At 60.2% G+C, this 24,439-nt stretch carries 22 protein-coding genes and 1 tRNA gene; 19 read left to right on the top strand and 4 right to left on the bottom strand.

The genetic code is table 11. The features are described 5' to 3' along the window. Positions 1–26 precede the first annotated feature (26 nt). A complete protein-coding gene (smpB, locus tag BM344_RS07795) occupies positions 27–506 on the bottom strand; it encodes an SsrA-binding protein SmpB (protein WP_091987935.1) in 480 nt (159 codons plus the stop codon). A 179-nt stretch (positions 507–685) separates the two neighbouring features. On the opposite strand from smpB, the gene BM344_RS07790 reads away from it, so the two are divergent. From BM344_RS07790 to BM344_RS07780, 3 genes are all read left to right on the top strand, one after another. After that, a complete protein-coding gene (locus BM344_RS07790; RefSeq protein WP_091987933.1) occupies positions 686–2,311 on the top strand; it encodes a sodium-dependent transporter in 1,626 nt (541 codons plus the stop codon). 83 nt (positions 2,312–2,394) lie between these two features. Then, positions 2,395–2,841 (top strand): type II toxin-antitoxin system RatA family toxin, encoded by a 447-nt coding sequence (locus BM344_RS07785; RefSeq protein WP_091987931.1) that lies wholly within the window; start codon positions 2,395–2,397, stop codon positions 2,839–2,841. Further along, on the top strand, positions 2,841–3,119 hold the full coding sequence (locus BM344_RS07780; protein ID WP_091987929.1) for an RnfH family protein: 279 nt from the start codon (positions 2,841–2,843) through the stop codon (positions 3,117–3,119). Before BM344_RS07785 ends, BM344_RS07780 begins: the two co-directional genes overlap by 1 nt. 22 nt (positions 3,120–3,141) lie before the next feature. On the opposite strand, the gene BM344_RS07775 is transcribed toward BM344_RS07780, so the two are convergent. Continuing rightward, positions 3,142–3,468, bottom strand: a complete 327-nt coding sequence (locus tag BM344_RS07775) for an outer membrane protein assembly factor BamE (protein WP_091987927.1) — start codon at positions 3,466–3,468, stop codon at positions 3,142–3,144. A gap of 122 nt (positions 3,469–3,590) precedes the next feature. On the opposite strand from BM344_RS07775, the gene fur reads away from it, so the two are divergent. After that, positions 3,591–4,004, top strand: a complete 414-nt coding sequence (gene fur / locus BM344_RS07770; RefSeq protein ID WP_091987925.1) for a ferric iron uptake transcriptional regulator — start codon at positions 3,591–3,593, stop codon at positions 4,002–4,004. Between the two features lie 97 nt (positions 4,005–4,101). Here fur and recN read toward each other — a convergent pair whose 3' ends face one another. Next, positions 4,102–5,781 carry a DNA repair protein RecN gene (gene recN, locus BM344_RS07765; RefSeq protein ID WP_091987923.1) on the bottom strand — a complete coding sequence of 560 codons (1,680 nt, stop codon included), beginning with the start codon at positions 5,779–5,781 and terminating at the stop codon, positions 4,102–4,104. Positions 5,782–6,037: 256 nt separating this feature from the next. Between recN and grpE the strand changes: the two genes are divergently transcribed. The 7 genes from grpE (at position 6,038) to greA (ending at position 15,789) form a co-directional block, all read left to right on the top strand. After that, positions 6,038–6,637, top strand: coding sequence for a nucleotide exchange factor GrpE (grpE, locus tag BM344_RS07760; RefSeq protein ID WP_091987920.1), 600 nt, complete (start codon positions 6,038–6,040; stop codon positions 6,635–6,637). A 90-nt stretch (positions 6,638–6,727) separates the two neighbouring features. Then, on the top strand, positions 6,728–8,653 hold the full coding sequence (gene dnaK, locus BM344_RS07755; RefSeq protein WP_091987918.1) for a molecular chaperone DnaK: 1,926 nt from the start codon (positions 6,728–6,730) through the stop codon (positions 8,651–8,653). A gap of 79 nt (positions 8,654–8,732) precedes the next feature. Continuing rightward, on the top strand, positions 8,733–9,857 hold the full coding sequence (gene dnaJ / locus BM344_RS07750) for a molecular chaperone DnaJ (RefSeq protein WP_091987915.1): 1,125 nt from the start codon (positions 8,733–8,735) through the stop codon (positions 9,855–9,857). A gap of 24 nt (positions 9,858–9,881) precedes the next feature. Then, a complete protein-coding gene (gene dapB / locus BM344_RS07745) occupies positions 9,882–10,682 on the top strand; it encodes a 4-hydroxy-tetrahydrodipicolinate reductase (protein WP_091987913.1) in 801 nt (266 codons plus the stop codon). A 193-nt stretch (positions 10,683–10,875) separates the two neighbouring features. Further along, positions 10,876–12,006, top strand: coding sequence for a glutamine-hydrolyzing carbamoyl-phosphate synthase small subunit (carA, locus tag BM344_RS07740; RefSeq protein ID WP_208603384.1), 1,131 nt, complete (start codon positions 10,876–10,878; stop codon positions 12,004–12,006). A gap of 80 nt (positions 12,007–12,086) precedes the next feature. After that, a complete protein-coding gene (carB, locus tag BM344_RS07735; protein ID WP_091987909.1) occupies positions 12,087–15,305 on the top strand; it encodes a carbamoyl-phosphate synthase large subunit in 3,219 nt (1,072 codons plus the stop codon). Positions 15,306–15,309: 4 nt separating this feature from the next. Further along, complete coding sequence (gene greA / locus BM344_RS07730) at positions 15,310–15,789, top strand: transcription elongation factor GreA (protein ID WP_091987907.1); 480 nt, start codon at positions 15,310–15,312, stop codon at positions 15,787–15,789. 65 nt (positions 15,790–15,854) lie between these two features. Here the strand turns inward: greA and yhbY are convergent, their stop codons facing one another. Continuing rightward, entirely contained in the window at positions 15,855–16,166 is a 312-nt protein-coding gene (gene yhbY, locus BM344_RS07725) for a ribosome assembly RNA-binding protein YhbY (protein WP_091987904.1), read from the bottom strand. Between the two features lie 378 nt (positions 16,167–16,544). Between yhbY and ftsH the strand changes: the two genes are divergently transcribed. The 8 genes from ftsH to nusA all read left to right on the top strand — a co-directional run bounded on the left by ftsH (position 16,545) and on the right by nusA (position 24,433). After that, positions 16,545–18,488, top strand: a complete 1,944-nt coding sequence (ftsH, locus tag BM344_RS07720) for an ATP-dependent zinc metalloprotease FtsH (RefSeq protein ID WP_228143571.1) — start codon at positions 16,545–16,547, stop codon at positions 18,486–18,488. A 108-nt stretch (positions 18,489–18,596) separates the two neighbouring features. Further along, complete coding sequence (folP, locus tag BM344_RS07715) at positions 18,597–19,427, top strand: dihydropteroate synthase (protein WP_091990900.1); 831 nt, start codon at positions 18,597–18,599, stop codon at positions 19,425–19,427. After that, complete coding sequence (gene glmM / locus BM344_RS07710; RefSeq protein ID WP_091987903.1) at positions 19,427–20,770, top strand: phosphoglucosamine mutase; 1,344 nt, start codon at positions 19,427–19,429, stop codon at positions 20,768–20,770. Before folP ends, glmM begins: the two co-directional genes overlap by 1 nt. 75 nt (positions 20,771–20,845) lie before the next feature. Next, positions 20,846–21,604, top strand: a complete 759-nt coding sequence (gene tpiA, locus BM344_RS07705) for a triose-phosphate isomerase (RefSeq protein ID WP_091990897.1) — start codon at positions 20,846–20,848, stop codon at positions 21,602–21,604. A gap of 24 nt (positions 21,605–21,628) precedes the next feature. Next, a complete protein-coding gene (secG, locus tag BM344_RS07700; RefSeq protein ID WP_091987900.1) occupies positions 21,629–22,006 on the top strand; it encodes a preprotein translocase subunit SecG in 378 nt (125 codons plus the stop codon). A gap of 7 nt (positions 22,007–22,013) precedes the next feature. After that, positions 22,014–22,098 (top strand) — tRNA-Leu (locus tag BM344_RS07695). Positions 22,099–22,423: 325 nt separating this feature from the next. Next, positions 22,424–22,885, top strand: a complete 462-nt coding sequence (gene rimP, locus BM344_RS07690) for a ribosome maturation factor RimP (RefSeq protein WP_091987899.1) — start codon at positions 22,424–22,426, stop codon at positions 22,883–22,885. 54 nt (positions 22,886–22,939) lie between these two features. Then, on the top strand, positions 22,940–24,433 hold the full coding sequence (gene nusA, locus BM344_RS07685; protein WP_091987896.1) for a transcription termination factor NusA: 1,494 nt from the start codon (positions 22,940–22,942) through the stop codon (positions 24,431–24,433). The last annotated feature ends 6 nt before the right edge of the window (positions 24,434–24,439 follow it).

The following is a 24,439-nucleotide window of genomic DNA, read 5'->3' as shown; positions in this document are numbered from 1 at the left end:
TCTTCAAGGGGTTGGTCAGCCCGGGCTCAGGCGTTGGCTTCGCGCAGGATGCGCTGCTTCTGGCGGTTCCAGTCGCGTTCTTTCTCGGTAGCCCGTTTGTCGAACAGTTTCTTGCCCTTCACCAGGGCAATTTCGCACTTCACCTTGTTCTTCTTCCAGTACAGGGCGAGTGGAATGCAGGTGTAACCGGCCTGGTTCACCTTGCCCACGATCTTGGCAATCTCCTTGGCGTGCAACAGCAGCTTGCGGGTGCGGGTCGGGTCAGCTATCACGTGGGTGGAGGCGGTGCTCAGGGGTGTGATGTGGGACCCGAGCAACCAGGCCTCGCCATCCTTGAGCAGTACATAGGCGTCCACCAGTTGTGCCTTGCCGGCGCGCAGGGACTTCACTTCCCAGCCGAGCAGTGCCAGGCCCGCCTCGAAGCGTTCCTCGATGTGATACTCGTGCTTCGCCTTTTTGTTCAGGGCAATGGTATTGCTGGGCGTTCCGGGTTTTTTCTTGCTCATGAATCAGTGAATCCGGGGTCGGACAGGTAAACGGGCCAGCCGTGATCTGGCCGGAAAAACGCGCATTGTAGCTCAACAGTGCCGGACCGGTCACGAAACGGGCGTTAAGGGTGGTGCCTGTTCGTGCGATGCCAGATCCTTCGGCTACAATAAGCGGTCATACATGTTCAGGGGCGCGAATGCCTACGCCGTATCAGACACATATCGGGTCATTTACCCGTAAATCAACCTTCTTCTGGGCCGCCGTGGGTGCCACGGTAGGGCTTGCCAATCTGTGGCAGTTTCCCTACCTGGCCAGTCTTCATGGCGGCGGGCTGTTTATCCTGCTGTATCTAGCCTGCCTGCTGTTGGTGACCTTGCCGTTGATGGTAACCGAAGCGGTGGTGGGGCGGTATGCCCGCCATGGGCTGGTGTTGGCCATCGATGGTCTGATTCGCAGTGCCCGGTGTTCGCGCGCCTGGATGGCGGTTGGGCGCCTGAGCATTCTGGCGGCGTTTCTGGTGCTGTCCTTTACCGCCGTGTTCGGGGCCATCGCATTGGCGTATGTGTTCTTCGGCGCCCTGGGCCGGTTTTCGGGAGCAGGGCAGGCCGAGGCCACCGCGGTTCTTGCGGGCCTGGTGTCAGATCCCGGGCAGTACCGCATGTTCATGGCCTGGCATGCCTTCTTCCTGGTACTGGTGGTCTGGGTGTCCGCCCAGGGCGTGGTGCGGGGTCTTGAGCGGGCGTTGCGGGTGGTTGTTCCCGGCACCCTGTTGTTGATGGTGGCGTTGTTCAGCCTGTCGGTGCTGCATGGCCGCATCGAAGGTGCCGCTGATCATATTCTCGCCATGCACCCGGAGGATCTGAGCTGGGAAAGTCTTCGGGCGGCGCTGTTCCACGCCTTTTTCACCCTCGGCCTGGGCATGGGGGTATGGGCCATTCTGGGGGCCTATACCACGCCCCATACCCGGTTGAAGCGCTCTATTCTGGCCGTGGTACTGATGGACACGCTGGTGGCGATCATGGCCGGTCTGATGATTTTTGCCATGGCCACCGACGGCAACAGTTTCGATGGCGAGCGGGGGTTCAGCCTGCTGTTCGTGTCCATGCCCGTCACCCTGGCGGAGCTGCCCGCCAGCCAGTTCGTGATTGCCTCGGTGTTTCTGATGGTGGTGCTGATTGTCTGGACAACGTCCCTGAATCTGCTGGAACCGGTGGTGGGCTGGTTCAGGGAGTGGACAGGCGCTCCCCGGGCACTGTCGGTCATCCTCGCAGGATTGGCCGTGTGGCTGGCCGGGCTCGCGTCACTGCTGTCGTTCAACCTCTGGTCGGAGTACCGGTTCGCTGGTGCCACCGTGTTCAGGTGGCTGGAGCTGGTAACCGGCGGATTGCTGATTCCATTGGTGGCCATCCTGCTCGCTCTGTTCACCGGCTGGTGCCTCACCCGGCATCTGTCCGCCACCATGCTTGGATCGGCTCCGAAGCTGTTTGCAGGCATCTGGTTCTGGGTGATGCGGCTTGTGTTGCCGGTGGTCGTTGCCTGGATCGGCATACAGTACACGGCGTTTTCACTGGCTAACCTTTGCAGCAATGGCAGTGATGCCTTGTGGTGTGAGCAGCGAGATATCATGGTGTCCGGCGGCGAGCCGTCGGCTGCCGGGGACTCGGGGCAGGCGCCTTCCTCCGTATCCCCGGGCGATGACGGTGACGGTTCTGTTCCCAGCGAACCGAAAGGGGAGTCTGGAAGCCCTGAAAAGGCCAGGGCCCCGGATGGTCCGGTTGAAAATGCCCCAAATCAGGACGATATCCTTTATCATAGCGTGTAATTCAGGCTGCCTTTTCAGAGAGAAGTCTGCTCGAAGTTCGTACAACCCGAACAGTGTGTTTGCAAGCAGGACAATCGGTTTCAATGCCCCATCAGATCGACAAAACAGCGTTGGTGATGCATTCCGCTGAGCGGATGTTCCACCTGGTCAACGACATTGCCCGTTATCCGGAATTTCTTCCCTGGTGTGCCGGTGCACGTATTCACGAGCAGAGTTCTTCGGAGATCACCGCTTCCCTGGAAATCGCCAAGGGCGGCATGCGCCATATCCTGACCACGCGCAATCAGTTGCAGATGCCCGAGGCCATCGACATGCATCTGGTTGACGGTCCTTTTCGCAACCTGAGCGGGCGATGGCATTTCAAGCCTCTGGATCTCAATGCCTGCAAGGTGGTGTTGTCACTGCAGTTTGAATTTTCCGGCTCGCTCTCGCGAATGACCTTTGGCCCGGTGTTCAGTCAGGCTGCCAACACCATGGTGGATGCCTTCTGCCGACGGGCCGACGAACTGTATCGAACGGAGGGTGCGTGATGCAGGTGGAAGTGGCCTACGCCCGGCCCGATCGTCAGGAAATCGTACCGGTGACGGTGCCGGCCGGGACCACCGCGCTTGAGGCCGCGAGGCTGTCCGGCATCACCGATCTGTTTCCGGAGATAGAGCTGGATAGCACTGACATGGGCGTGTTCGGGAAGGTGATCAAGGACCCCTCGGCCCATGAGCTACGAGAAGGCGACCGGGTTGAGCTGTACCGCCCGTTGAAAATCGATCCCAAACAGGCGCGCTTGAACCGGGCCAAGAAAAAGGGCTGAGCGGAGCACCAGAAGTCCGGGCTCAGTAGGCGGGGGTTTCCTCGAGCAGCTGGGCTTCGTAAGAAGCGTACTCATCACCTTCGTAATACACGATGATGCGTTGCTCCTTGATCTCGCCACCGGCCCGCTGGAACGTATACACGTAGTACTCGCGGGAGAGATCGACCGGATTGAGCATCAGCGGGGTTCCCAACAGTGCGTGCACCTGGCTTCGGGGCATGCCTGCGGCCAGTTGAGCCAGCTCCTCGTCGGTGACGATATTGCCCTGCTGGACGTTGATCTTGTACACGCCCGGGAATACGCAGCCGGTAAGAAACAAGGTGAGAATGAGAGCTGTGAGCTTTTGCATCGCCGGGGGAAATCCTCTATCTTGAAAACGCCTGCCAGAGGCAGGTATGACACGGGTTAACCGTTCAAAGGCGGCTTCATCATACCGGAAGCCGTGAGGCACACCAAAGAGTGAATAGTAACATGTCATCCGAGAACGCCGAATTACGAAAAGTCGGTCTGAAAGTGACCCTGCCGCGGGTCAAGATCTTCAACATTCTGGAGAATGCCGAAGAAGATCACCACCTCAGTGCCGAGGATGTGTACAAGAAGCTTTTGGAGCAGGGAGATGACGTGGGCCTGGCAACGGTTTACCGGGTGCTGACGCAGTTCGAGGCCGCTGGCCTGGTGCTTCGCCACAACTTCGAGGGTGGCCACGCCGTGTTCGAGATGGCAGGGGATGATCATCACGACCACATGGTGTGTACCCAGACCGGTGAGGTGATCGAGTTTGTTGACGAGGTGATTGAAGAGCGGCAGCAAAAGATTGCTAAAGAACACGGCTATGAAATCGTTGATCACAGCCTGATTCTGTACGTCAAACCACTCAAGTCCTGATTCCCTTCCCAGCCTGGACGGTAAAAAAAGAGGCGGGTGCAAGGCCCGCCTCAACAGCTCTCAGGATCGAGAGGGGAATAGTCCGGTTATCTCATGCTCAGTGGTGTGTCGCCTGGCCCTTGGAAAACATTTCCCGGGCGTGGGCGATGGTGTGTTCGGTCATGTCCACGCCGCCCAGCATTCTTGCCACTTCACCGATCCTGCCCTGGTCGTCGAGGATTTCGATTTTGGAGAAGGTGGCATCCCGCTCGGTGAACTTGCTCACAAACAGGTGCTGATGGCACTGGGCCGCCACTTGCGGGAGATGAGTCACGCACAGTACCTGACCGTTGCCTCCGAGGGTTCGCAGCAAACGACCTACCACTTCCGCCGTGCCGCCACCGATACCCACATCCACCTCATCGAACACCAGTGTGGGGGTGGTGGATGTCTGGGCAACCACCACCTGAATGGCCAGGCTGATCCGTGACAGTTCGCCGCCGGAGGCGACCTTGGCCAGCGGACGGGCCGGATGTCCCGGATTCGCGCTGACCAGAAATTCGATGTCTTCGAGACCATGAGGTGCGGGCTCGTTGCCGTTGCTGCGGTTCAGATGAGTGATGAACTGCATGTTGGGCATGCTCAGTTGCGCCAGCTCGGCGGCCACGCGCTGGTCCAGCTCGGCTGCAGCCCCGGCGCGAGCCTCGGACAGCTGCCCAGCCAGCTCATCAAATCGCGTACGGTGCTCGTCCAGCTCCGCTTCCAGCTGCTCCAGGCTGCCTTCTCCGCCATCCAGTTCCGCCAGTTCAGCGCTCAGGCGTTGATGCAGTTCCGGCAGTTCTTCGGGGGTTATGCGGTGCTTGCGTGCCATCTGGTAGATGGCGCTCAGGCGTTCTTCAACTTCCGCCAGGCGAGCAGGGTCGGCCTCGTAATCCTCTACAAAGTGGCGCAGGTTGTCACCGGCTTCGGTGATCTGAATCTGCGCCTCGTTCAGCATCTGGATGGTATCGGCCAGGGCCGGCACTTCCACCGGCAATTGCTCCAGATGATGCAGTGCCTGGCGCACCAGGTCGGCTGCGTTGTTCTCATCTTCGGTGCACAGCAGGGCCGCCTGGTGGCTGCTGTGCAGAACCGTGTCGGCCTGGCTGAGCTGGGCCTGCTCTTGTTCCAGTTGCTCCTGCTCGCCGTCTTCCAGGGCCAGCCGGTCCAGCTCCTCCACCTGATAGCGCAGAAGTTGCAGGCGGGCCTCGGCTTCGTCCGCATTCTGTTGCCGTTCGTTCAGTCGTTGACGGATATGGTGCCAGCGCTTCCAGGCCTCCCGGGTGTCCGCCGCCAGGCCTTCAACTCCGGCAAATTCGTCCAGCAGTTTGCGATGGGTATCCTTGCGCAGAAGAGACTGGTGCTGATGCTGGCTGTGGATATCCATCAGCAGGCCGCCGAGTTCCTTCAGGTGGTTCAGGGGGCAGGGCTGGCCATTGATGTAGGCCCTGGAGCGACCGTCCTTGCTGATCACGCGGCGCAGGATACAGTCGTCTTCGTCGTCCAGTTCGTGCTGTGCCAGCCAGTCGCCGGCTTCCGGTATGGCGGATACATCGAAGGTGGCGGTGATGTCCGCACGCTTGGCACCGTGGCGCACCGCCCCTGCGTCGGCACGCCCGCCCATGGCCAGGCCCAGGGCATCCAGCACGATTGATTTGCCGGCGCCGGTTTCACCGGTCAGTGCGGTCATGCCCTTGCCAAACTGAAGTTCTACCCGCTCGGCGATGGCGTAATTGGAAACCGTTAGTTGGGTCAGCATGCAGATAACCTCCGCGTTTTTCTGAGTCCGGCAAAATACTGTGGATGTATACAGTTGCTGTGAATATATACAGGGTTTTGTCTGTATGCAAATCCCTTCCGGGTATTTTCTTCAGGAATGCAGGCAACAGATGGTTGAAACCTGAGAGCAGGGCCCCATATCCGTTCGCAACGACGTTTTTCAGGCCTGTAATGGCCGAACACACGATTGGCCGGTCGCCCTAGTGCGAACCGCTTGAGAGCAAGCAGGAGTAGTCATGAGCACTGACGAGAATCGCAACGAACATGAAGAGCTGAGCGAAGCCCTTGAGGCCGCGAAAGATGAGGCGCAGGCCTCTGAGAAGGAGGCTTCCGAGGGCGAAACCTCCGAAGCGGATGCCCTGGCGGCTCAGGTTCAGGAATACCAGGAGCAGATGCTGCGGGCTCAGGCCGAGATGCAGAACGTGCGTCGACGGGCGGAAATCGATGTCGAGAAGGCCCACAAGTTTGCCCTGGAGAAGTTCGTTAAGGAATTGTTGCCGGTGGCAGACAGCCTGGAAAAAGCGGTGGAGAGCACCGAAGGCCACGAAAACGCCGGCGAAGTGGTGGCTTCCATCCGTGAGGGCGTGGAGATGACCCTGAACCTGTTCATGTCCAGCCTGAAGAAATTCAATGTTGAGCAGATCAACCCGGTCGGCGAGCCGTTCGATCCGCAGCAGCACGAGGCCATGTCTATGGTGCCGGCGCCCGATGCCGAGCCCAACAGTGTGGTAGCCGTGGTGCAGAAAGGGTATCTGCTCAACGGCCGTGTGGTGCGGCCGGCCATGGTGGTGGTTGCGAAGGCGGAAGATGCGCCAAAAATTGATGAGCAGGCTTGAAAAGCCGATTAAAGCGCCAATATAGCCAGTAAATAGCGACAGCGGAGGCGGCGCCTCCATGAAAGCATTCAGAAGAATTGGAGTGATTCAATGAGCAAGATCATCGGTATCGACCTGGGAACGACCAACTCCTGTGTGGCCATCATGGATGGCGACAAGGTAAAGGTAATCGAGAACGCCGAGGGTGATCGCACCACCCCGTCCATCATCGCGTACACCGACGATGGCGAAACCCTGGTTGGCCAGTCTGCCAAGCGCCAGGCGGTGACCAACCCGAACAACACCCTGTACGCCATCAAGCGTCTGATTGGCCGTCGGTTTGAAGACGACGTGGTCCAGAAGGACATCAAGATGGTGCCCTACAAGATCACCAAGGCCGACAACGGCGATGCCTGGGTTGAGGTGAAAGGCCAGAAGATGGCGCCGCCGCAGGTGTCTGCCGAAGTGCTGAAGAAAATGAAGAAAACCGCCGAGGATTACCTGGGCGAGAAAGTGACCGAAGCGGTGATTACGGTGCCGGCCTACTTCAACGACAGCCAGCGCCAGGCCACCAAGGATGCCGGCAAGATTGCCGGTCTGGAAGTGAAGCGGATCATCAACGAGCCGACTGCCGCTGCCCTGGCCTATGGCCTGGATAAGAAGAGCGGTGACCGCACCGTGGCCGTATACGACCTGGGCGGTGGTACCTTCGACCTGTCCATCATCGAAATTGCCGATGTAGACGGCGAGCACCAGTTTGAGGTTCTGGCCACCAACGGTGACACCTTCCTCGGTGGTGAAGACTTCGACCTGAAGATCATCGAGTACCTGGCGGACCAGTTCAAGAAGGACAGCGGCATCGACCTGCGCGGCGACTCCCTGGCGATGCAGCGTCTGAAGGAAGCCGGCGAGAAGGCCAAGATCGAGCTGTCCAGCAGCCAGCAGACCGACGTGAACCTGCCGTACATCACCGCAGACGCGTCCGGTCCGAAGCACATGAACGTGAAGCTGACCCGTGCCAAGCTGGAATCCCTGGTAGAAGACCTGGTCCAGCGCAGCCTCGAGCCCTGCAAAGTGGCTCTACAGGATGCCGGCATGAAGGCCTCTGAAATCGACGAGGTGATCCTGGTCGGTGGTCAGACCCGCATGCCGCTGGTTCAGGAAAAAGTGAAAGAGTTCTTCGGCAAAGAAGCCCGCAAGGACGTGAACCCGGATGAAGCCGTGGCTATGGGTGCTGCGATTCAGGCCGCGGTTCTGTCTGGCGACGTGAAGGACGTTCTGCTGCTGGACGTAACCCCGCTGACCCTGGGTATCGAAACCATGGGCGGCGTGGCAACACCGCTGATCGAGAAGAACACCACGATTCCGACCAAGAAGTCGCAGACCTTCTCCACAGCGGATGACAACCAGACCGCCGTGACCATCCACGTGGTTCAGGGTGAGCGCAAACAGGCGAACCAGAACAAGTCCCTGGGTCGTTTCGACCTCGCCGACATTCCGCCGGCGCCGCGCGGTGTACCGCAGATCGAAGTTACCTTCGACATTGACGCCAACGGTATCCTGAACGTGTCCGCCAAGGACAAGGCGACCGGCAAGGAGCAGTCCATCGTGATCAAGGCTTCTTCCGGCCTGAACGATGACGAGATCGAGAAGATGGTGCGCGATGCCGAGGCGAACGCCGAGGAAGACCGCAAGTTCGAGGAGCTGGTGCAGGCCCGCAACCAGGGCGACGCCATGGTGCACGCCGTGCGCAAGACCCTGAAGGACGCCGGCGACAAGGTCAGCGACAGTGAGAAGGAGTCTATCGAAGCCTCTATCAAGGAGCTGGAAGAGGCGCTGGCAGGCTCCGACAAGGAAGATATCGAAGCCAAGACCCAGAAGCTGACCGAGGTATCCTCGGAGCTGGCCCAGAAAATGTACGCAGATCAGGCCGAGCAGGCACAGCAGGCTGGCGGCCAGGAAGGCGCCCAGAGCCAGCAGTCTGACGACGCCGTCGACGCCGAGTTTGAAGAAGTCAAAGACGACGACAAGCGGTAAATCTGAAGTACATCAGGCAGTTGGAAAAACGCGGGGGAATCCCCCGCGTTTTCCGCGTTTAAAAACAGGGTTTTAAAGCATGGCCAAGCGCGATTATTACGAGATTCTCGGGATTTCCCGGGATGCGGACGAAAAGGAAATCAAGCGAGCCTATCGAAAGCTCGCCATGAAGTATCACCCCGACCGTAACCCGGAGGACAAAGAAGCCGAGAACAAGTTCAAGGAGGCCAGCGAAGCCTACGAAGTACTCGCGGACCAGTCCAAGCGGGCCGCTTACGACCAGTTCGGCCATGCCGGCGTCGACGGCCAGGCCGGTGGTGGCTTCGGAGGCGGCGGCGCCAGCTTCTCCGATATCTTTGGCGATGTGTTCGGCGACATCTTCGGAGGCGGCGGCCGGGGCCGTAACACCCGGGGCGCCGACCTGCGCTACACCCTGGAGCTGGATCTGGAAGAAGCCGTCAAGGGCAAGACTGTCCAGATCAAGATCCCGGGGCATCGCGAGTGTGAGGTGTGCGAGGGCAGTGGCGCCGAGAAAGGCTCCCGCCCGGAAACCTGCGGTACCTGTAAGGGCATGGGCCAGGTGCGCATGCAGCAGGGCTTCTTTACAGTTCAGCAGGCCTGTCCCACCTGTCGTGGCTCCGGCCAGATCATCAAGGACCCCTGCAAGGCCTGTCACGGCCAGGGCCGGGTTCAGGAAGAGAAAACGCTGTCGGTCAAGGTGCCGCCCGGCGTGGATACCGGTGACCGCATCCGGCTCTCCGGCGAGGGTGAGATGGGCATCGACGGTGGACCTCCTGGTGACCTGTACGTGCAAATCGCCGTGCGCGAGCACTCCATCTTCACCCGCGACGGTCGCAACCTCTACTGCGAAGTGCCGATCAGTATCGTGGACGCCACCCTGGGTGGTGAGCTGGAAGTGCCGACCCTCGATGGCCGCGTGAAGCTGAAGATCCCGGCAGAAACCCAGACCGGCAAACTGTTCCGGCTGCGCAACAAGGGCGTGAGCCCGGTTCGCGGCGGTCCGTCTGGCGATCTGTTGTGCCGCGTAATCGTGGAGACGCCGGTGAACCTGACCAAGCGCCAGAAAGAACTGCTGGAGGAATTCCAGAAAACCCTGGACGGCAGCAACGGAACCCATCACGCTCCGAAGAAAACCTCCTGGTTTGAAGGCGTGAAAAGCTTCTTCGACGAAATGAAATTCTGATCGGCCGATTAAAGGAACGCGAGCATGAGGGTAGCAATCATCGGCGCCGCCGGGCGCATGGGCAAAGTGCTGATTGAAGCCGTGGACGGCACTGAAGGCCTCGAGCTGGGTGCCGCCATCGTTGAGCCCGGTAGCAGCCTGATCGGCGCAGACGCCGGCGAGATGACCGGTATCGGCAAGACCGGCATCAAAATGGCCGGCAGCCTGGCGGACGTGAAGGATGACTTCGACGTGCTCATCGACTTCACCTTCCCGGACCTGACCCTGGAAAACGCCGAGTTCTGCAAGGCGAACGGCAAGAGGCTCGTGATCGGCACCACCGGCTTGTCCGACGCCGAGAAACAGCAGCTGGCCCTGGCCGCCGAATCCACCCCGGTGGTGTTTGCCCCCAACATGAGCGTGGGCGTCAACGTGGTCCTCAACCTGCTGCGCACCGCAGCGGCAACCCTCGGTGACGACTACGACGTGGAAATCATCGAAGCCCACCACCGCCACAAGAAAGACGCGCCTTCCGGCACCGCCCTGCGCATGGGCGAAGTCGTGGCCGATGCCCTCGGTCGCGACCTCAAGGAATGCGCCGTCTATGGCCGCGAGGGCTTCACCGGCGAGCGCACCCGCAAGGAAATCGGTTTTGAAACCATTCGCGCAGGCGATGTGGTGGGCGACCACACGGTTCTGTTCGCCACCGAAGGTGAGCGTATCGAAATCACCCACAAGGCCAGCAGCCGGATGACCTTTGCCAAGGGCGCCATGCGGGCGGCCTTGTGGCTGAAGGATAAGCCGGCGGGGCTTTATGATATGCAGGATGTGCTTGATCTGAAGTAGGGCATTTCTCGTGGACACAAACGGCCATATTTTTTACAATAAGGCGGTTTGACTGCACCAAGCGTACCTTTGCACCAAGTTTCTGAAAAAGCGGGACCGAGTTAAGACTCCGTCTCGCTTTTTTGCAACCTGAATTTGCGCTTGCGTTCCTGTTCGTGACGAACCGATACGCCACTCGATGAGGATACAAGCCTTGAGCACACCAGCAATCCTTGCACTCGCAGACGGAAGCCTGTTCTACGGCAGCGCCATCGGCGCTGACGGAGAAACCAGCGGTGAAGTGGTGTTCAACACCGCCATGACCGGCTACCAGGAAATCCTGACCGATCCGTCCTACTCCCGCCAGATCGTCACCCTGACCTACCCGCACATCGGCAACACCGGTGTGAACGAAGAAGACATCGAGTCAGACCGCATTCAGGCCGCCGGCCTGATCATCCGCGATCTGCCTCTGCTGGCCAGCAGCTGGCGCAGCAAGGGTAGCCTGGACGAGTACCTGCGAAGCAACAACATTGTTGGTATTGCCGACATCGACACCCGCCGCCTGACCCGGATTCTTCGCGACAAGGGCTCCCAGAACGGCGCCATCGTTGCGGGCGAGAACGCGACCGCCGAGCGGGCGCTGGAACTGGCCAAAGCCTTCCCGGGCCTCAAGGGCATGGATCTGGCCAAGGAAGTGACCTGCGAGAAAGTCTGGTCCTGGAGTCAGACCGAGTGGAGCTTGGATAATGGCTACGGCGAACAGGCCGGGAGCAAGTTCAAGGTGGTGGCCTGGGATTACGGCGTGAAGTTCAACATCCTTCGCATGCTTGCCTCCCGCGGCTGCGACATCACTGTGGTGCCGGCCCAGACCCCCGCGTCCGAGGTACTGGCCATGAACCCGGACGGGGTGTTCCTCTCCAACGGCCCGGGCGATCCCGAGCCCTGTGATTACGCCATCACGGCCATCAAGGAAGTGCTGGAAACCGACATTCCGGTGTTCGGTATCTGCCTCGGCCACCAGTTGCTGGCCCTGGCCAGTGGCGCCAAGACCATGAAAATGGGCCACGGCCACCACGGCGCCAACCACCCGGTGCAGGACATTGCCAAAGGCACGGTCATGATCACCAGCCAGAACCATGGTTTTGCCGTGGACGAGGCAACACTGCCGGCCAATGTAGAGGCAACCCACAAGTCCCTGTTTGACGGTACCCTGCAGGGCATTCGCCGGACCGACAAGCCGGCCTACAGCTTCCAGGGTCACCCGGAAGCGAGCCCCGGCCCTCATGATGTGGCCCCGCTGTTCGACGAGTTCATCCGCCTGATGGAAGCGCGAGCGGCCTGAGACTGACCGCCACGGATAACTCACGGGCGCCGCGTGCTGCGCTGACAGAATTCAAAAGTTGCTGACAGGTTTACCAAGACATGCCAAAACGTACCGACATCCAAAGCATCCTGATCCTGGGCGCCGGCCCCATCGTGATCGGGCAGGCGTGCGAGTTTGACTACTCCGGGGCCCAGGCCTGCAAAGCCCTGCGCGAAGAGGGCTACCGGGTAATCCTGGTCAACTCCAACCCGGCCACGATCATGACCGACCCGGTGATGGCCGACGCCACCTACATCGAGCCGATCACCTGGAAGACGGTCGAGAAGATTATCGAGAAGGAAAAGCCGGATGCCCTACTGCCCACCATGGGCGGTCAGACCGCGCTCAACTGCGCCCTGGACCTGGAGCGCCACGGCATCCTGGAAAAACACGGCGTGGAAATGATCGGCGCCAATGCCGACACCATTGATAAAGCCGAAGATCGCGACCGCTTCGACAAGGCCATGAAGAAGATCGGCCTGGAGTGCCCGCGCGCCACCATTGCCCATTCCATGGAAGAAGCCTGGAAAGTGGCCGACGACATCGGCTTCCCGTGCATCATCCGCCCGTCCTTCACCATGGGCGGCTCAGGCGGCGGCATCGCCTACAACCGGGACGAGTTCGAAGAAATCTGTACCCGCGGCCTGGACCTGTCGCCCACCAACGAGCTGCTGATCGATGAGTCCCTGATCGGCTGGAAAGAGTACGAGATGGAAGTTGTTCGCGACAAGAACGACAACTGCATCATCGTCTGTTCCATCGAGAACTTCGATGCCATGGGCGTGCACACGGGGGATTCCATCACCGTGGCCCCGGCCCAGACCCTCACCGACAAGGAATACCAGATCATGCGGAACGCCTCCCTGGCGGTACTGCGTGAGATCGGTGTGGAAACCGGCGGCTCCAACGTCCAGTTCGGCATCAACCCGGACACCGGTCGCATGGTGGTGATCGAGATGAACCCGCGGGTGTCCCGCTCCTCGGCCCTGGCCTCCAAGGCCACCGGCTTCCCGATCGCCAAGGTCGCCGCCAAACTGGCCGTAGGCTACACCCTGGATGAGCTGCGCAACGAAATCACCGGCGGCGTTACCCCGGCGTCGTTCGAGCCGTCCATTGACTACGTGGTCACCAAGATCCCGCGGTTTACCTTCGAGAAATTCCCCCAGGCCGACGCCCGCCTGACCACCCAGATGAAATCCGTGGGTGAGGTGATGGCCATTGGTCGCACCTTCCAGGAATCCCTGCAGAAAGCCCTGCGCGGCCTGGAAGTGGGCTCCGAAGGCTTTGATGAAAAGCTGGAAGAACTAACCTCGGAAAACGCCCGGGAGACCCTGACCCGGGAACTGAATGTACCCGGCGCGGACCGCATATGGTACATCGGGGACGCTTTCCGCGCCGGCATGAGCGTGGAAGACGTGTTCGCCCACACCAAGGTGGACCCCTGGTACCTGGTTCAGATCGAGGATTTGATCAGAGAAGAGCAGGCACTGAAGAGCGCCGGCAAGGCCGATATCGACCAGGCCACCCTGTTCCGCCTCAAGCGCAAGGGCTTCTCCGACGCCCGCCTGGCCAAGCTGCTGGGCATCTCAGAGGTGAGCCTGCGCAAGCTGCGCCACGACCTGAACATCCGCCCGGTGTACAAGCGTGTGGATACCTGCGCCGCCGAGTTCGCCTCCGACACCGCCTACATGTACTCCACCTATGAGGAAGAGTGCGAGGCCGACGCTTCCGACCGCGAGAAGATCGTGGTGATCGGTGGTGGCCCCAACCGGATCGGCCAGGGCATCGAGTTTGACTACTGCTGTGTGCACGCGGCCCTGGCCATGCGTGAAGACGGCTATGAAACCATCATGATCAACTGCAACCCGGAGACCGTGTCCACCGACTACGACACCTCCGACCGGTTGTACTTCGAGCCGATTACCCTGGAAGACGTGCTGGAAATCATTCACGTCGAGAAACCCAGGGGCGTGATCGTGCAGTACGGTGGCCAGACCCCGCTGAAACTGGCTCGGGGCCTGGAAGCGGCCGGCGTGCCCATCATAGGCACCAGCCCGGACGCCATTGACCGCGCCGAAGACCGGGAACGGTTCCAGCAGATGATCCAGCGCCTGGGTCTGAAACAGCCGGACAACGCCACCGTGCGCAGCCACGAGGAAGGCATCCTGGCGGCCCGGGAAATTGGCTACCCGCTGGTGGTGCGTCCGTCCTACGTACTGGGCGGCCGGGCCATGGAAATCGTCTACGATGAGGAAGAACTGGTGCGCTACATGCGTAACGCGGTGCTGGTGTCCAACGACAGCCCGGTGCTGCTGGACCACTTCCTGAACGCCGCCATCGAGGTGGACATCGACGCCATCTCCGACGGCACCGACGTGGTGATTGGCGGCATCATGCAGCACATCGAACAGGCCGGCGTGCACTCCGGCGATTCCGCCTGTTCACTGCCGCCGTACACCCTGAGCCAGCAGGTGCAGGACGAGATGCGCGAGGCGGTCAAGAAAATGGCCATCGAGCTGGACGTGATCGGCCTGATGAACGTGCAGTTGGCCTGGCAGGATGGCGAGATCTACGTGATCGAGGTGAACCCTCGGGCCTCGCGTACCGTGCCGTTCGTGTCCAAGGCCATTGGTGTGTCCCTGGCCAAGGTGGCTGCCCGCGTCATGGCCGGCAAGAGCCTGAAAGAACTGGAGTTCACCCAGGAGATCATCCCTCGCTACTACGCGGTGAAAGAGTCGGTGTTCCCGTTCAACAAGTTCCCGGCGGTGGATCCCATCCTGGGGCCGGAAATGAAGTCCACCGGTGAGGTGATGGGCCTGGGCGACAGCTTTGATGAGGCCTTTGCCAAGGCCGCGTTGGCCGTGGGTGAGCGTCTGCCCGCCAAGGGCACCGCCTTCATGTCGGTACGGGATGTGGACAAGCCGGGCGCCGCCAAGGTGGCACGGGATCTGGTGGAAGCCGGGTTCAAGTTGATTGCTACCACAGGCACTGCCAAGGCCCTGAAGGAGGCCGGCATTGAGGTGGATCGGGTTAACAAGGTTCGTGAAGGCCGTCCGCACATCGTCGATGCCATCAAGAACGGCCAGGTTCAACTGATCATCAATACCACCGAAGGTCGCAAGGCGATTTCCGACTCGGCGCAGATCCGCCAGTCGGCCCTGCAGACCAAGGTCACCTATACAACGACTCTGGCGGGCGGCGAAGCCTTCTGTCGGGCCATCAAGTTTGGGCCCGAGCGCACTGTACGTCGCCTCCAGGATCTTCACGCAGGAAAGTAACACTATGGCTGACAGAGTACCCATGACCAAGGCAGGCGAGAGCCGCCTGCGCGAGGAGCTTCAGAAGCTGAAATCACAGGATCGTCCGCGGGTGATCGCGGCCATTGCCGAGGCCCGTGAGCACGGCGATCTGAAAGAGAACGCCGAATACCACGCCGCTCGCGAGCAGCAGAGCTTTATCGAAGGGCGCATCCAGGAGATCGAGGGCAAGCTCTCCGCAGCCCAGGTGATCGACGTGACCACCATGGAGAACACCGGCAAGGTGATCTTTGGCACCACGGTGCATCTGCTGAACATGGACACCGACGAGCAGGTCACCTACCAGATCGTCGGCGAGGATGAGGCTGACATCAAAGCCGGCAAACTGTCCATTTCGTCTCCGATCGCCCGGGCCCTGGTTGGCAAGAGCGAGGGCGATGTGGTCGCTATCCGGGTGCCTTCGGGTACGGTGGAATACGAGATCGAGGAAGTGGAATACGTCTGAGCCAAAGCCCGGACGCAAAAAAAGCCGGCCAGGGGAGACCTGGCCGGCTTTTTTGTTGATGAAACTCAGCGCTGATGACGTGTCAGGTTGGACAGCTTCGGATTTGGCTGCTTGGCGCGACGCAGGATAACGGCGATCTTGCCGATGGTCTGGATAAGCTGCGCCCCTGAGCTCTCGCACAGGGCCTGGATGGCTTCCTGACGGGCTTCGCGATCCTGGCTGGCGACCTTGATCTTGATCAGTTCATGATCGTTCAGGGCTCGCTCCAGCTCTTCCTGAAGCCCCTCGGACAGGCCTTTTTCGCCAACAATGATGACTGGCTTGAGGTTGTGGGCAATGGCCCGGAATTCCCGGCGCTGTTCCGGTGAAAGACTCATGATGTAATCTCTTTATCAGTGCCATTAACAAAAGGTCAGCGGCGTAGGCGATGACCTGTGCGTATACTTTTACGAATTGTACCAGATCAGGTGGCGGCACGAATGGTCGTTAACACCTACCGTGGTCATGCCTGACGGGCCCGGAACGAAACTTGTCGTAGCCGGTCCAAGTGACCATGGTTTGGAGGCTCGACCCGCCAGGGTGTTGTAATTTCGATTGCACCACCCAAGATAGAAGTTATGAATGCGTTACACCGATTGCAGCGTCTGTGGCCGATACGGATGGGCCGTTTCTGGTGGACAGGCGTACAATTGGTGTAAGGTGTCAGAAAAGGGGTTCCGTGACAGGTCCGCCCTTCAATTCACAGGTGATGATCCTTGAACGATATGGCAAAAAATCTGGTTCTCTGGCTAGTGATAGCCGCCGTGCTCCTGATGGTGTTTCAGAATTTCTCTCCGACCACCACGGGACAACAAGTCAACTACTCCCAGTTTGTGGAGATGGTCCAGCAGGGGCAGGTCCGTCAGGTTACCATCGACGGCCTGCAGATTCAGGGTACCCGTGGCGACGGCTCCCAGTTCCAGACCATCCGTCCGCAGGTGTCGGACAACAAGCTGATGGATGATCTGCTGGCAAACGATGTCGAGGTAATCGGCAAGGAGCCCGAGCGCCAGAGCCTGTGGACGCAGCTGTTGGTGGCTGCATTCCCGATCCTGATCATCATTGCGTTGTTCGTGTTCTTCATGCGCCAGATGCAGGGCGGCGGTGGCGGAAAAGGCCCCATGTCGTTCGGCAAGAGCAAGGCGCGCCTGATGAGCGAGGACCAGATCAAGACCACGTTTGGCGACGTTGCCGGCGTGGATGAGGCCAAGGAAGACGTGAAGGAACTGGTGGACTTCCTCCGGGATCCCAGCAAGTTCCAGCGGCTTGGTGGCAGCATTCCGAAAGGCGTCCTGATGGTGGGCCAGCCGGGTACCGGTAAGACCTTGCTCGCCAAGGCCATCGCGGGCGAGGCGAAAGTACCGTTCTTCTCCATCTCCGGTTCCGATTTCGTGGAGATGTTCGTGGGTGTGGGCGCGTCCCGGGTCCGCGATATGTTCGAGCAGGCCAAGAAGCAGAGCCCCTGCATCATCTTTATCGACGAGATTGACGCCGTTGGTCGCCATCGTGGCGCCGGCATGGGCGGTGGTCACGACGAGCGCGAGCAGACCCTTAACCAGCTGCTGGTTGAAATGGACGGCTTTGAAGGCAACGAGGGCGTGATCGTCATCGCCGCCACCAACCGTCCCGACGTGCTCGACCCGGCCCTGCTGCGCCCGGGCCGTTTCGACCGTCAGGTGGTGGTTGGTCTGCCGGACATCATTGGTCGTGAGCAGATCCTGAAGGTGCACATGAAGAAAGTGCCCCTGGCCGATGGCGTTGAGCCGGCCCTGATTGCCCGTGGCACGCCCGGCTTCTCCGGTGCCGATCTGGCCAATCTGGTGAACGAGGCGGCCCTGTTTGCCGCGCGTCGCAACCAGCGCCTGGTGTCCATGGAAGAGTTCGAGCTCGCCAAAGACAAGATCATGATGGGCGCCGAGCGCAAGTCCATGGTGATGAGCGAGAAAGAGAAGCGCAATACCGCCTACCATGAGTCCGGTCACGCCATTGTCGGGCGCCTGATGCCCGAGCACGACCCGGTCTACAAGGTAAGCATCATTCCCCGTGGCCGCGCCCTGGGCGTTACCATGTTCCTCCCCGAAGAGGACAAGTACAGCCACAGCAAGCGCTACCTGATCAGCTCCATCTGCAGCCTGTTTGGCGGCCGCATTGCCGAGGAGCTGACGCTCGGGTTTGACGGTGTCACCACCGGCGCCTCCAATGACATCGAGCGCGCCACCAGTCTGGCCCGCAACATGGTCACCCGTTGGGGTCTGTCCGAGAAGCTGGGCCCGCTGCAGTACGATACTGACAGCGAAGAACCGTTCCTGGGCCGGTCCGCCGGTCAGTCCCAGACTGTCTACTCTCCGGAAACCGCCCAGCGGATTGACGAAGAAGTACGGAACATCATCGACAGCTGCTACGAGAAGGCCAAGCAACTGCTGATCGACAACCGCGACAAGCTCGATCTGATGGCCGACGCCCTGATGAAGTACGAAACGATCGACCGCTTCCAGATCGATGACATCATGGAAGGCCGGGTGCCCCGCCCGCCGAAAGGCTGGGGTGACAGTGGACCCACCGGTGGCGTCAAGGCGGACGAGCCAGAGTCGGCACCGGAGCCCAAGGCGTCTGACGATGGTCGTCACCCCGGTGTTGGTCGGCCTGCCGGAGAGCACTGAGAACAACGCCGGGGCAGCGTCATCGCCCCGGAGAGACAGAATGAGAAATGCATGGCGCCGCCCGGATTCCGGGCGGCGTTTGTTTTTGTCAGAGGGAAAAGTATTGCCATGAAGATGAATTTTGCCGGTCGTGAACTGGATATGTCGCTGTGCCACGTTATGGGCGTATTGAACGTCACCCCGGATTCGTTCTCTGACGGCGGCCGCTTCAACCGGCCAGACCTGGCCCTCGAGCGGGCCCGGCAAATGGTTTCTGATGGGGCCGGCTTTATCGATATTGGTGGCGAATCGACCCGCCCGGGCGCAGCGCCGGTATCGGTTCAGGAGGAACTGGATCGGGTGTGCCCGGTGGTGGAGGCCGTGGTCCGGGAGCTGGATGCGGTTGTGTCGGTGGACACCAGTGCTCCGGAGGTGATGGCCGAAACGGCAAAACTGGGTGCCGGGCTGATCAACGACGTTCGTGCCCTGCAGCGTGACGGTGCTCCGGAGGCCGCTGCCCGTGCAGATATCCCGGTCTGTATCATGCACATCCAGGGTGAGCCGGACACCATGCAGGATCGCCCCGCTTACCGGAATGTTCGCCGGGAGGTGAGCGCATTCCTGACCGAGCGTATGCGGGTGGCCGAGCAGGCAGGTGTACGGCCGGAAAACATCGTGCTTGACCCGGGGTTCGGGTTTGGCAAGAGTCTGGCTCATAACCTCAAGCTGCTGGCATCCCTGGAGCAGCTGCAGATCCTCGGCCATCCGCTGTTGGTTGGCATGTCCAGGAAGTCCATGTTGGGCCATATTACCGGGCGGGAAGTGCACGAAAGGTTGCCCGCCAGCCTCGCGGCCGCGACAATAGCCGCCATGAAAGGTGCGAGCATTATTCGCGTGCACGATGTCAGGGAAACGGTGGATGCCGTTCGGGTTGTGGCGGCCATGAAGGAGGCAGATTGATGTCCGAGAGAAAATACTTTGGCACGGATGGTATTCGCGGGCGCGTCGGGGAGTTTCCGATAACTCCTGAGTTTATGTTGAAGCTCGGCTGGGCCGCAGGGCAGGCGTTCAAGCGCGATGGCCAGCGCAACAGCGTGCTGATCGGCAAGGACACCCGTCTTTCCGGTTATATGTTTGAGTCCGCGCTCGAGGCAGGGCTGTCCGCCGCCGGCGTGGATGTCAAACTCCTCGGGCCCATGCCTACCCCCGCTATCGCCTATCTTACCCGGACCTTCCGCGCCTCCGCGGGTATTGTCATCAGTGCCTCCCACAACCCGCATGAAGATAACGGCATCAAATTCTTCTCGCCAGCCGGCACCAAGCTGGACGATGCCCTGGAGGCGGAAATTGAGCGCTGGCTGGATCAGCCCATCGAGGTCTGTGAGCCGGCAGAACTTGGCAAGGCATCTCGGGTGGACGATGCGCCGGGTCGCTACGTGGAATTCTGCAAGAGCACCGTACCCAACGAGTTCACGCTGGATGGCATGAGGATTGTGCTGGACTGCGCCCATGGCGCCACTTATCACGTTGCTCCCAAGGTCTTCCGTGAGCTGGGTGCAAAGGTGTCGGTGATCGGGGCAGAGCCCGACGGCCTGAACATCAATCTGAACGTTGGCTCGACTCATCTGGGTTCCCTCAAGGCCGCGGTTCTTGAAAAGGGCGCTGACCTGGGTATCGCCTTCGATGGCGATGGCGACCGGGTGCTCATGGTGGATCGCGATGGCTCCGAAGTGGACGGTGACGAACTGCTGTATGTGATTGCCTCCCAGCGCTTCGCGGAGGATCGTCTCAAAGGCGGGGTGGTCGGCACGCTGATGACCAACCTGGGTGTTGAGCTGGCACTGAAGGAAATCGGCATCGAATTCGAACGGGCGAAAGTAGGTGATCGCTATGTCATGGAGCGCCTGCTGGCCAATAACTGGGTGTTGGGCGGTGAAGGTTCCGGGCATATGGTGATCCGCGATTGCACCACGACCGGTGACGGCATTGTCTCGGCACTCCAGGTGTTGCTGGCCGTTCGCCGCTCCGGTAAAAGCCTTGCGGAGATTCGCCAGGGGATGAGCAAGCTGCCCCAGACCATGATCAACGTCCGGGTGGGGCAACGGTTTGATCCGTTCAATCGCGAAGAAATCGTGGCCGCCGTTCGCCGCGCCGAGGACGAGTTGGGTGGTGCCGGCCGAATTCTGCTGCGGGCCTCGGGAACCGAGCCGCTGATCCGGGTTATGGCCGAGGGTCAGGACGCTGACCAGATCCGCAGGGTGGTCGAGGAACTGGCCCGGGTGGTGGAGAATTCCAGTCCCTGACTTTGTGTTTTCAGGCGGTTGTCTGCCGGGAGGGAGTACTGTATAGTTCGCCCTCCCTCGGGTATGGGAATTGTTATGCGTCGCAGGATCGTAGCCGGAAACTGGAAAATGAACGGGTCGAAGGACCTGGCAAAGTCTCTGGTCGGCGATGTTCGATCCGAGGTCGGTTCTCTTGCTAATGGCGTTGAGGTTGTTATTATTCCTCCCGCGCTTTACGTCGCAGATGTGGCGTCCCTGGCAGGCGTCGATCTGAAAGTCGGCGTGCAGAATGTCTCCCAGTGGTCTTCCGGGGCCTACACCGGGGAAGTTTCCGCTGAAATGGCGGCCGATCTGGGATGTCAGTATGTTCTGGTCGGTCATTCGGAGCGTCGCCAGCTCTTCGGCGAAACCGACGACGTGATTGCCCGCAAGGTGGAGCGTATTCTCGGCTGTGGTTTGTTCGCCATGGTGTGTGTTGGCGAAACCCTGGAAGAGCGGGATGCAGGTGATGCGGAAGTCGTCGTTGCGGCCCAGGTTCGCAAGGCCCTGGCTGCTGTAGAGCCAGGCCAGTGGGAGCGCGTCGTCGTGGCTTATGAGCCGGTCTGGGCTATCGGCACCGGCAAGACCGCCACCGCGGGCGATGCCCAGGCAATGCACGCTGCCATCCGCAAGGTGCTCTGTGACATGGGTGCGCCGGCTGAAGAGATTTCCCTCCTTTACGGGGGCAGTGTAAAAGCGGATAATGCTGCCGCTCTTTTTGCCGAGCCGGATATCGACGGCGGTTTGATCGGCGGGGCGTCACTGGTAGCGGAAGATTTTGTAAGTATCTGCCGAAGTGTTCCGGCGGGTCACTGAATTTAAAGGTTCGCGAGAGTCGTTATGGATTGGGTAGAAACGCTGGTAGTCGTTTTGCACGTGGTCATCGCGGTGGCGCTGGTGGGTCTGGTGCTGATCCAGCAGGGCAAGGGTGCCGATGCCGGTGCGGCGTTTGGTGGCGGTGCGTCCCAGACCGTTTTTGGAAGTCAGGGTAGCGGCAGCTTCCTGACCCGTGTCACCACGCTGCTTGCGGTGGTGTTTTTTGTGACAAGTTTTACGCTGGCGATTTTTGCCAAGCAGCGCGCCGAGGTGGCCGGTGAGGCCGGTATCCCGGTGGTTCAGGAGTCTGCTCCGGCGGCTCCGTCCGAAGGCGCTGCCAGTGGTGGCGACGCCGCCAGCGAGTCCGAGGGCGGGGAGTCAGATCTTCCCGAACTCGAGTAAGAATGTTGCCCGGGTGGTGAAACTGGTAGACACGCTATCTTGAGGGGGTAGTGGCGAAAGCCGTGCCGGTTCGAGTCCGGCCCCGGGCACCATATTCAGAAAAACGGCTTGGATTTCCCAGGCCGTTTTTTTTGGTCAGTCCTTGACCAGTCTGCCTGGCGTCTCTATACTCCGGCGGATATTGGGACCTGCCGGATTGGTTGTTCGGTGGCAGGTTTCTGGCAGGCCAGGTGTCTGTCAGCAGGAAGCGGTATACCGGTTGGCTTCCTGCGAGTTCTTGCAACAAAGAGCCCCACTGATCGGGGCTTTTTGATTAAGGGGCCTGGCGCAAAGGGCCCTGGTGCATAAAAAGGGCTGATAAAACAGCCCTTTTTTTGTTTTTGGGGTCGGTAAAACAGATAACGGAGATGGCGAAACTTGTCAGCCAAGCTTAAGCAACTGGAAGACATTCTTCGGCCCGTTGTAGAGGGTCTGGGGTATGAGTTCTGGGGCATTGAATTCCGGTCGCAGGGCCATCACTCCCTGCTACGGGTGTTTATCGACGATGCCGAGAACGGCATCGGTATCGACGACTGCGAGAAAGTCAGTCGTCAGATCAGCGGTGTGATGGATGTGGAAGACCCCATCCAGACCGAATACACGCTCGAGGTCTCATCCCCGGGGATGGATCGCCCGCTGTTCCGTCTTGAGCAATACCAGGCCTTTGTCGGTCACCAGGTACAAATCCGTCTTCGCATGGCCTTTGAGGGCCGGCGGAAATTTCAGGGCCTGATCAAGGGCGTGGAAGGTGACGAGGTGGTGGTGGTCGTGGATGACCACGAGTACCTGCTGCCGTTCGACAGCATCGAGAAAGCGCACATTGTGCCGGTATTTGAATGAACGATTTGAACAAGTCCGTGGACGCACAGTTGAATTTAAGGGCAGGGCAATCCAATGAGTAAAGAGATCTTGCTGGTGGTTGAATCCGTCTCGAACGAGAAAGGCGTCGAGAAGGATGTGATTTTTGAGGCGATCGAGCTGGCACTGGCCACCGCTGCCAAGAAGCGCTTCGAAGACGAAGAAGCCGATATCCGGGTTGCCATTGATCGGAAGACTGGCGAGTACGAAACCTTCCGTCGTTGGCTGGTCGTCGATAACGACGCGGTTCCGGCCCTGGGCACCGAGCTCACGCTGCAGGAAGCGGAGGAAATCGATCCTGCCCTGAAGCCTGGCGATATCTATGAAGAGAAGATTGAATCCGAGGCGTTTGGCCGGATTGGTGCCCAGGCGGCCAAGCAGATCATCTTCCAGAAGGTGCGCGAGGCCGAGCGCAGCAAGATCGTCGACAGCTATCGTGACCGTGTGGGCGAACTGGTGTCCGGTACCGTGAAGAAAGTCACCCGTGACAACGTGATTGTCGATCTGGGTGCCAATGCCGAGGCGCTGCTGCCCCGAGAGCATCTGATCCCGCGGGAAACTTTCCGCATGGGTGATCGGGTACGCTCGCTGCTTCTGGAGATCCGTACCGATCACCGTGGCCCGCAGCTGATCCTCAGCCGGACGGCGCCGCAGATGCTGATCGAGCTGTTCCGCATCGAAGTGCCGGAAATCGCCGAGGAACTGATCGAAATCCGTGGTGCCGCCCGGGATCCCGGTTCACGCGCCAAAATTGCCGTGAAGACCAACGACCGTCGGATCGACCCGGTGGGCGCCTGTGTCGGTATGCGCGGTTCCCGCGTCCAGGCTGTTTCCAACGAGCTGGGCGGTGAGCGCGTTGACATTGTCCTGTGGGATGACAACCCCGCGCAGCTGGTGATCAACGCCATGGCGCCGGCGGAAGTGGCGTCCATCGTGATGGACGAAGACCGGCACACCATGGAAGTGGCCGTGGCGGAAGACAACCTGGCCCAGGCCATCGGCCGGAATGGCCAGAACGTGCGCCTGGCAACCGACCTGACCGGCTGGACCCTGAACGTGATGACCGAGGAAGAAGCCGGTGAGCGTCAGGAGCAGGAGTACAACCAACTGGTTGAACACTTCACCAGCAACCTCGACGTGGACGAAGAGTTCGCCGGTGTGTTGATTGAGGAAGGCTTCACCTCCATTGAAGAGGTGGCCTATGTGCCGATGGAAGAAATGCTGGCGATTGACGGCTTTGACGAGGAAACCGTCACCGAACTGCGTCGCCGCGCCAAGGACGTTCTGCTGAATCAGGCTCTGGCCAGTGAGGAAGCGCTGGAAGGCGCCGAGCCGGCAGACGATCTTCTGGGTATGGATGGCATGGACCGTGGCCTGGCCTTCAAGCTGGCCGGCATGGGTGTGCGCACCATGGAAGATCTGGCAGAGCAGTCGGTAGACGACCTGCTCGAGATTGAAGGTATGGATGAAGAGCGTGCGGGACAGTTGATCATGACCGCGCGTGCCCCCTGGTTTGAAGACCAGGCTTAATTCGGG

This window comes from Marinobacter gudaonensis (assembly GCF_900115175.1).
In the GTDB taxonomy this organism is placed as follows: Bacteria; Pseudomonadota; Gammaproteobacteria; order Pseudomonadales; family Oleiphilaceae; genus Marinobacter; species Marinobacter gudaonensis.
This window is presented reverse-complemented; position numbering and strand designations above follow the sequence as displayed.

Coding starts and splice junctions, on each gene's coding strand:
- smpB (WP_091987935.1), bottom strand. CDS start 506: ATGAGCAAGAAAAAACCCGGAACGCCCAGCAATACCATTGCCCTGAAC.
- BM344_RS07790 (WP_091987933.1), top strand. CDS start 686: ATGCCTACGCCGTATCAGACACATATCGGGTCATTTACCCGTAAATCA.
- BM344_RS07785 (WP_091987931.1), top strand. CDS start 2,395: ATGCCCCATCAGATCGACAAAACAGCGTTGGTGATGCATTCCGCTGAG.
- BM344_RS07780 (WP_091987929.1), top strand. CDS start 2,841: ATGCAGGTGGAAGTGGCCTACGCCCGGCCCGATCGTCAGGAAATCGTA.
- BM344_RS07775 (WP_091987927.1), bottom strand. CDS start 3,468: ATGCAAAAGCTCACAGCTCTCATTCTCACCTTGTTTCTTACCGGCTGC.
- fur (WP_091987925.1), top strand. CDS start 3,591: ATGTCATCCGAGAACGCCGAATTACGAAAAGTCGGTCTGAAAGTGACC.
- recN (WP_091987923.1), bottom strand. CDS start 5,781: ATGCTGACCCAACTAACGGTTTCCAATTACGCCATCGCCGAGCGGGTA.
- grpE (WP_091987920.1), top strand. CDS start 6,038: ATGAGCACTGACGAGAATCGCAACGAACATGAAGAGCTGAGCGAAGCC.
- dnaK (WP_091987918.1), top strand. CDS start 6,728: ATGAGCAAGATCATCGGTATCGACCTGGGAACGACCAACTCCTGTGTG.
- dnaJ (WP_091987915.1), top strand. CDS start 8,733: ATGGCCAAGCGCGATTATTACGAGATTCTCGGGATTTCCCGGGATGCG.
- dapB (WP_091987913.1), top strand. CDS start 9,882: ATGAGGGTAGCAATCATCGGCGCCGCCGGGCGCATGGGCAAAGTGCTG.
- carB (WP_091987909.1), top strand. CDS start 12,087: ATGCCAAAACGTACCGACATCCAAAGCATCCTGATCCTGGGCGCCGGC.
- greA (WP_091987907.1), top strand. CDS start 15,310: ATGGCTGACAGAGTACCCATGACCAAGGCAGGCGAGAGCCGCCTGCGC.
- yhbY (WP_091987904.1), bottom strand. CDS start 16,166: ATGAGTCTTTCACCGGAACAGCGCCGGGAATTCCGGGCCATTGCCCAC.
- folP (WP_091990900.1), top strand. CDS start 18,597: ATGAAGATGAATTTTGCCGGTCGTGAACTGGATATGTCGCTGTGCCAC.
- glmM (WP_091987903.1), top strand. CDS start 19,427: ATGTCCGAGAGAAAATACTTTGGCACGGATGGTATTCGCGGGCGCGTC.
- tpiA (WP_091990897.1), top strand. CDS start 20,846: ATGCGTCGCAGGATCGTAGCCGGAAACTGGAAAATGAACGGGTCGAAG.
- secG (WP_091987900.1), top strand. CDS start 21,629: ATGGATTGGGTAGAAACGCTGGTAGTCGTTTTGCACGTGGTCATCGCG.
- nusA (WP_091987896.1), top strand. CDS start 22,940: ATGAGTAAAGAGATCTTGCTGGTGGTTGAATCCGTCTCGAACGAGAAA.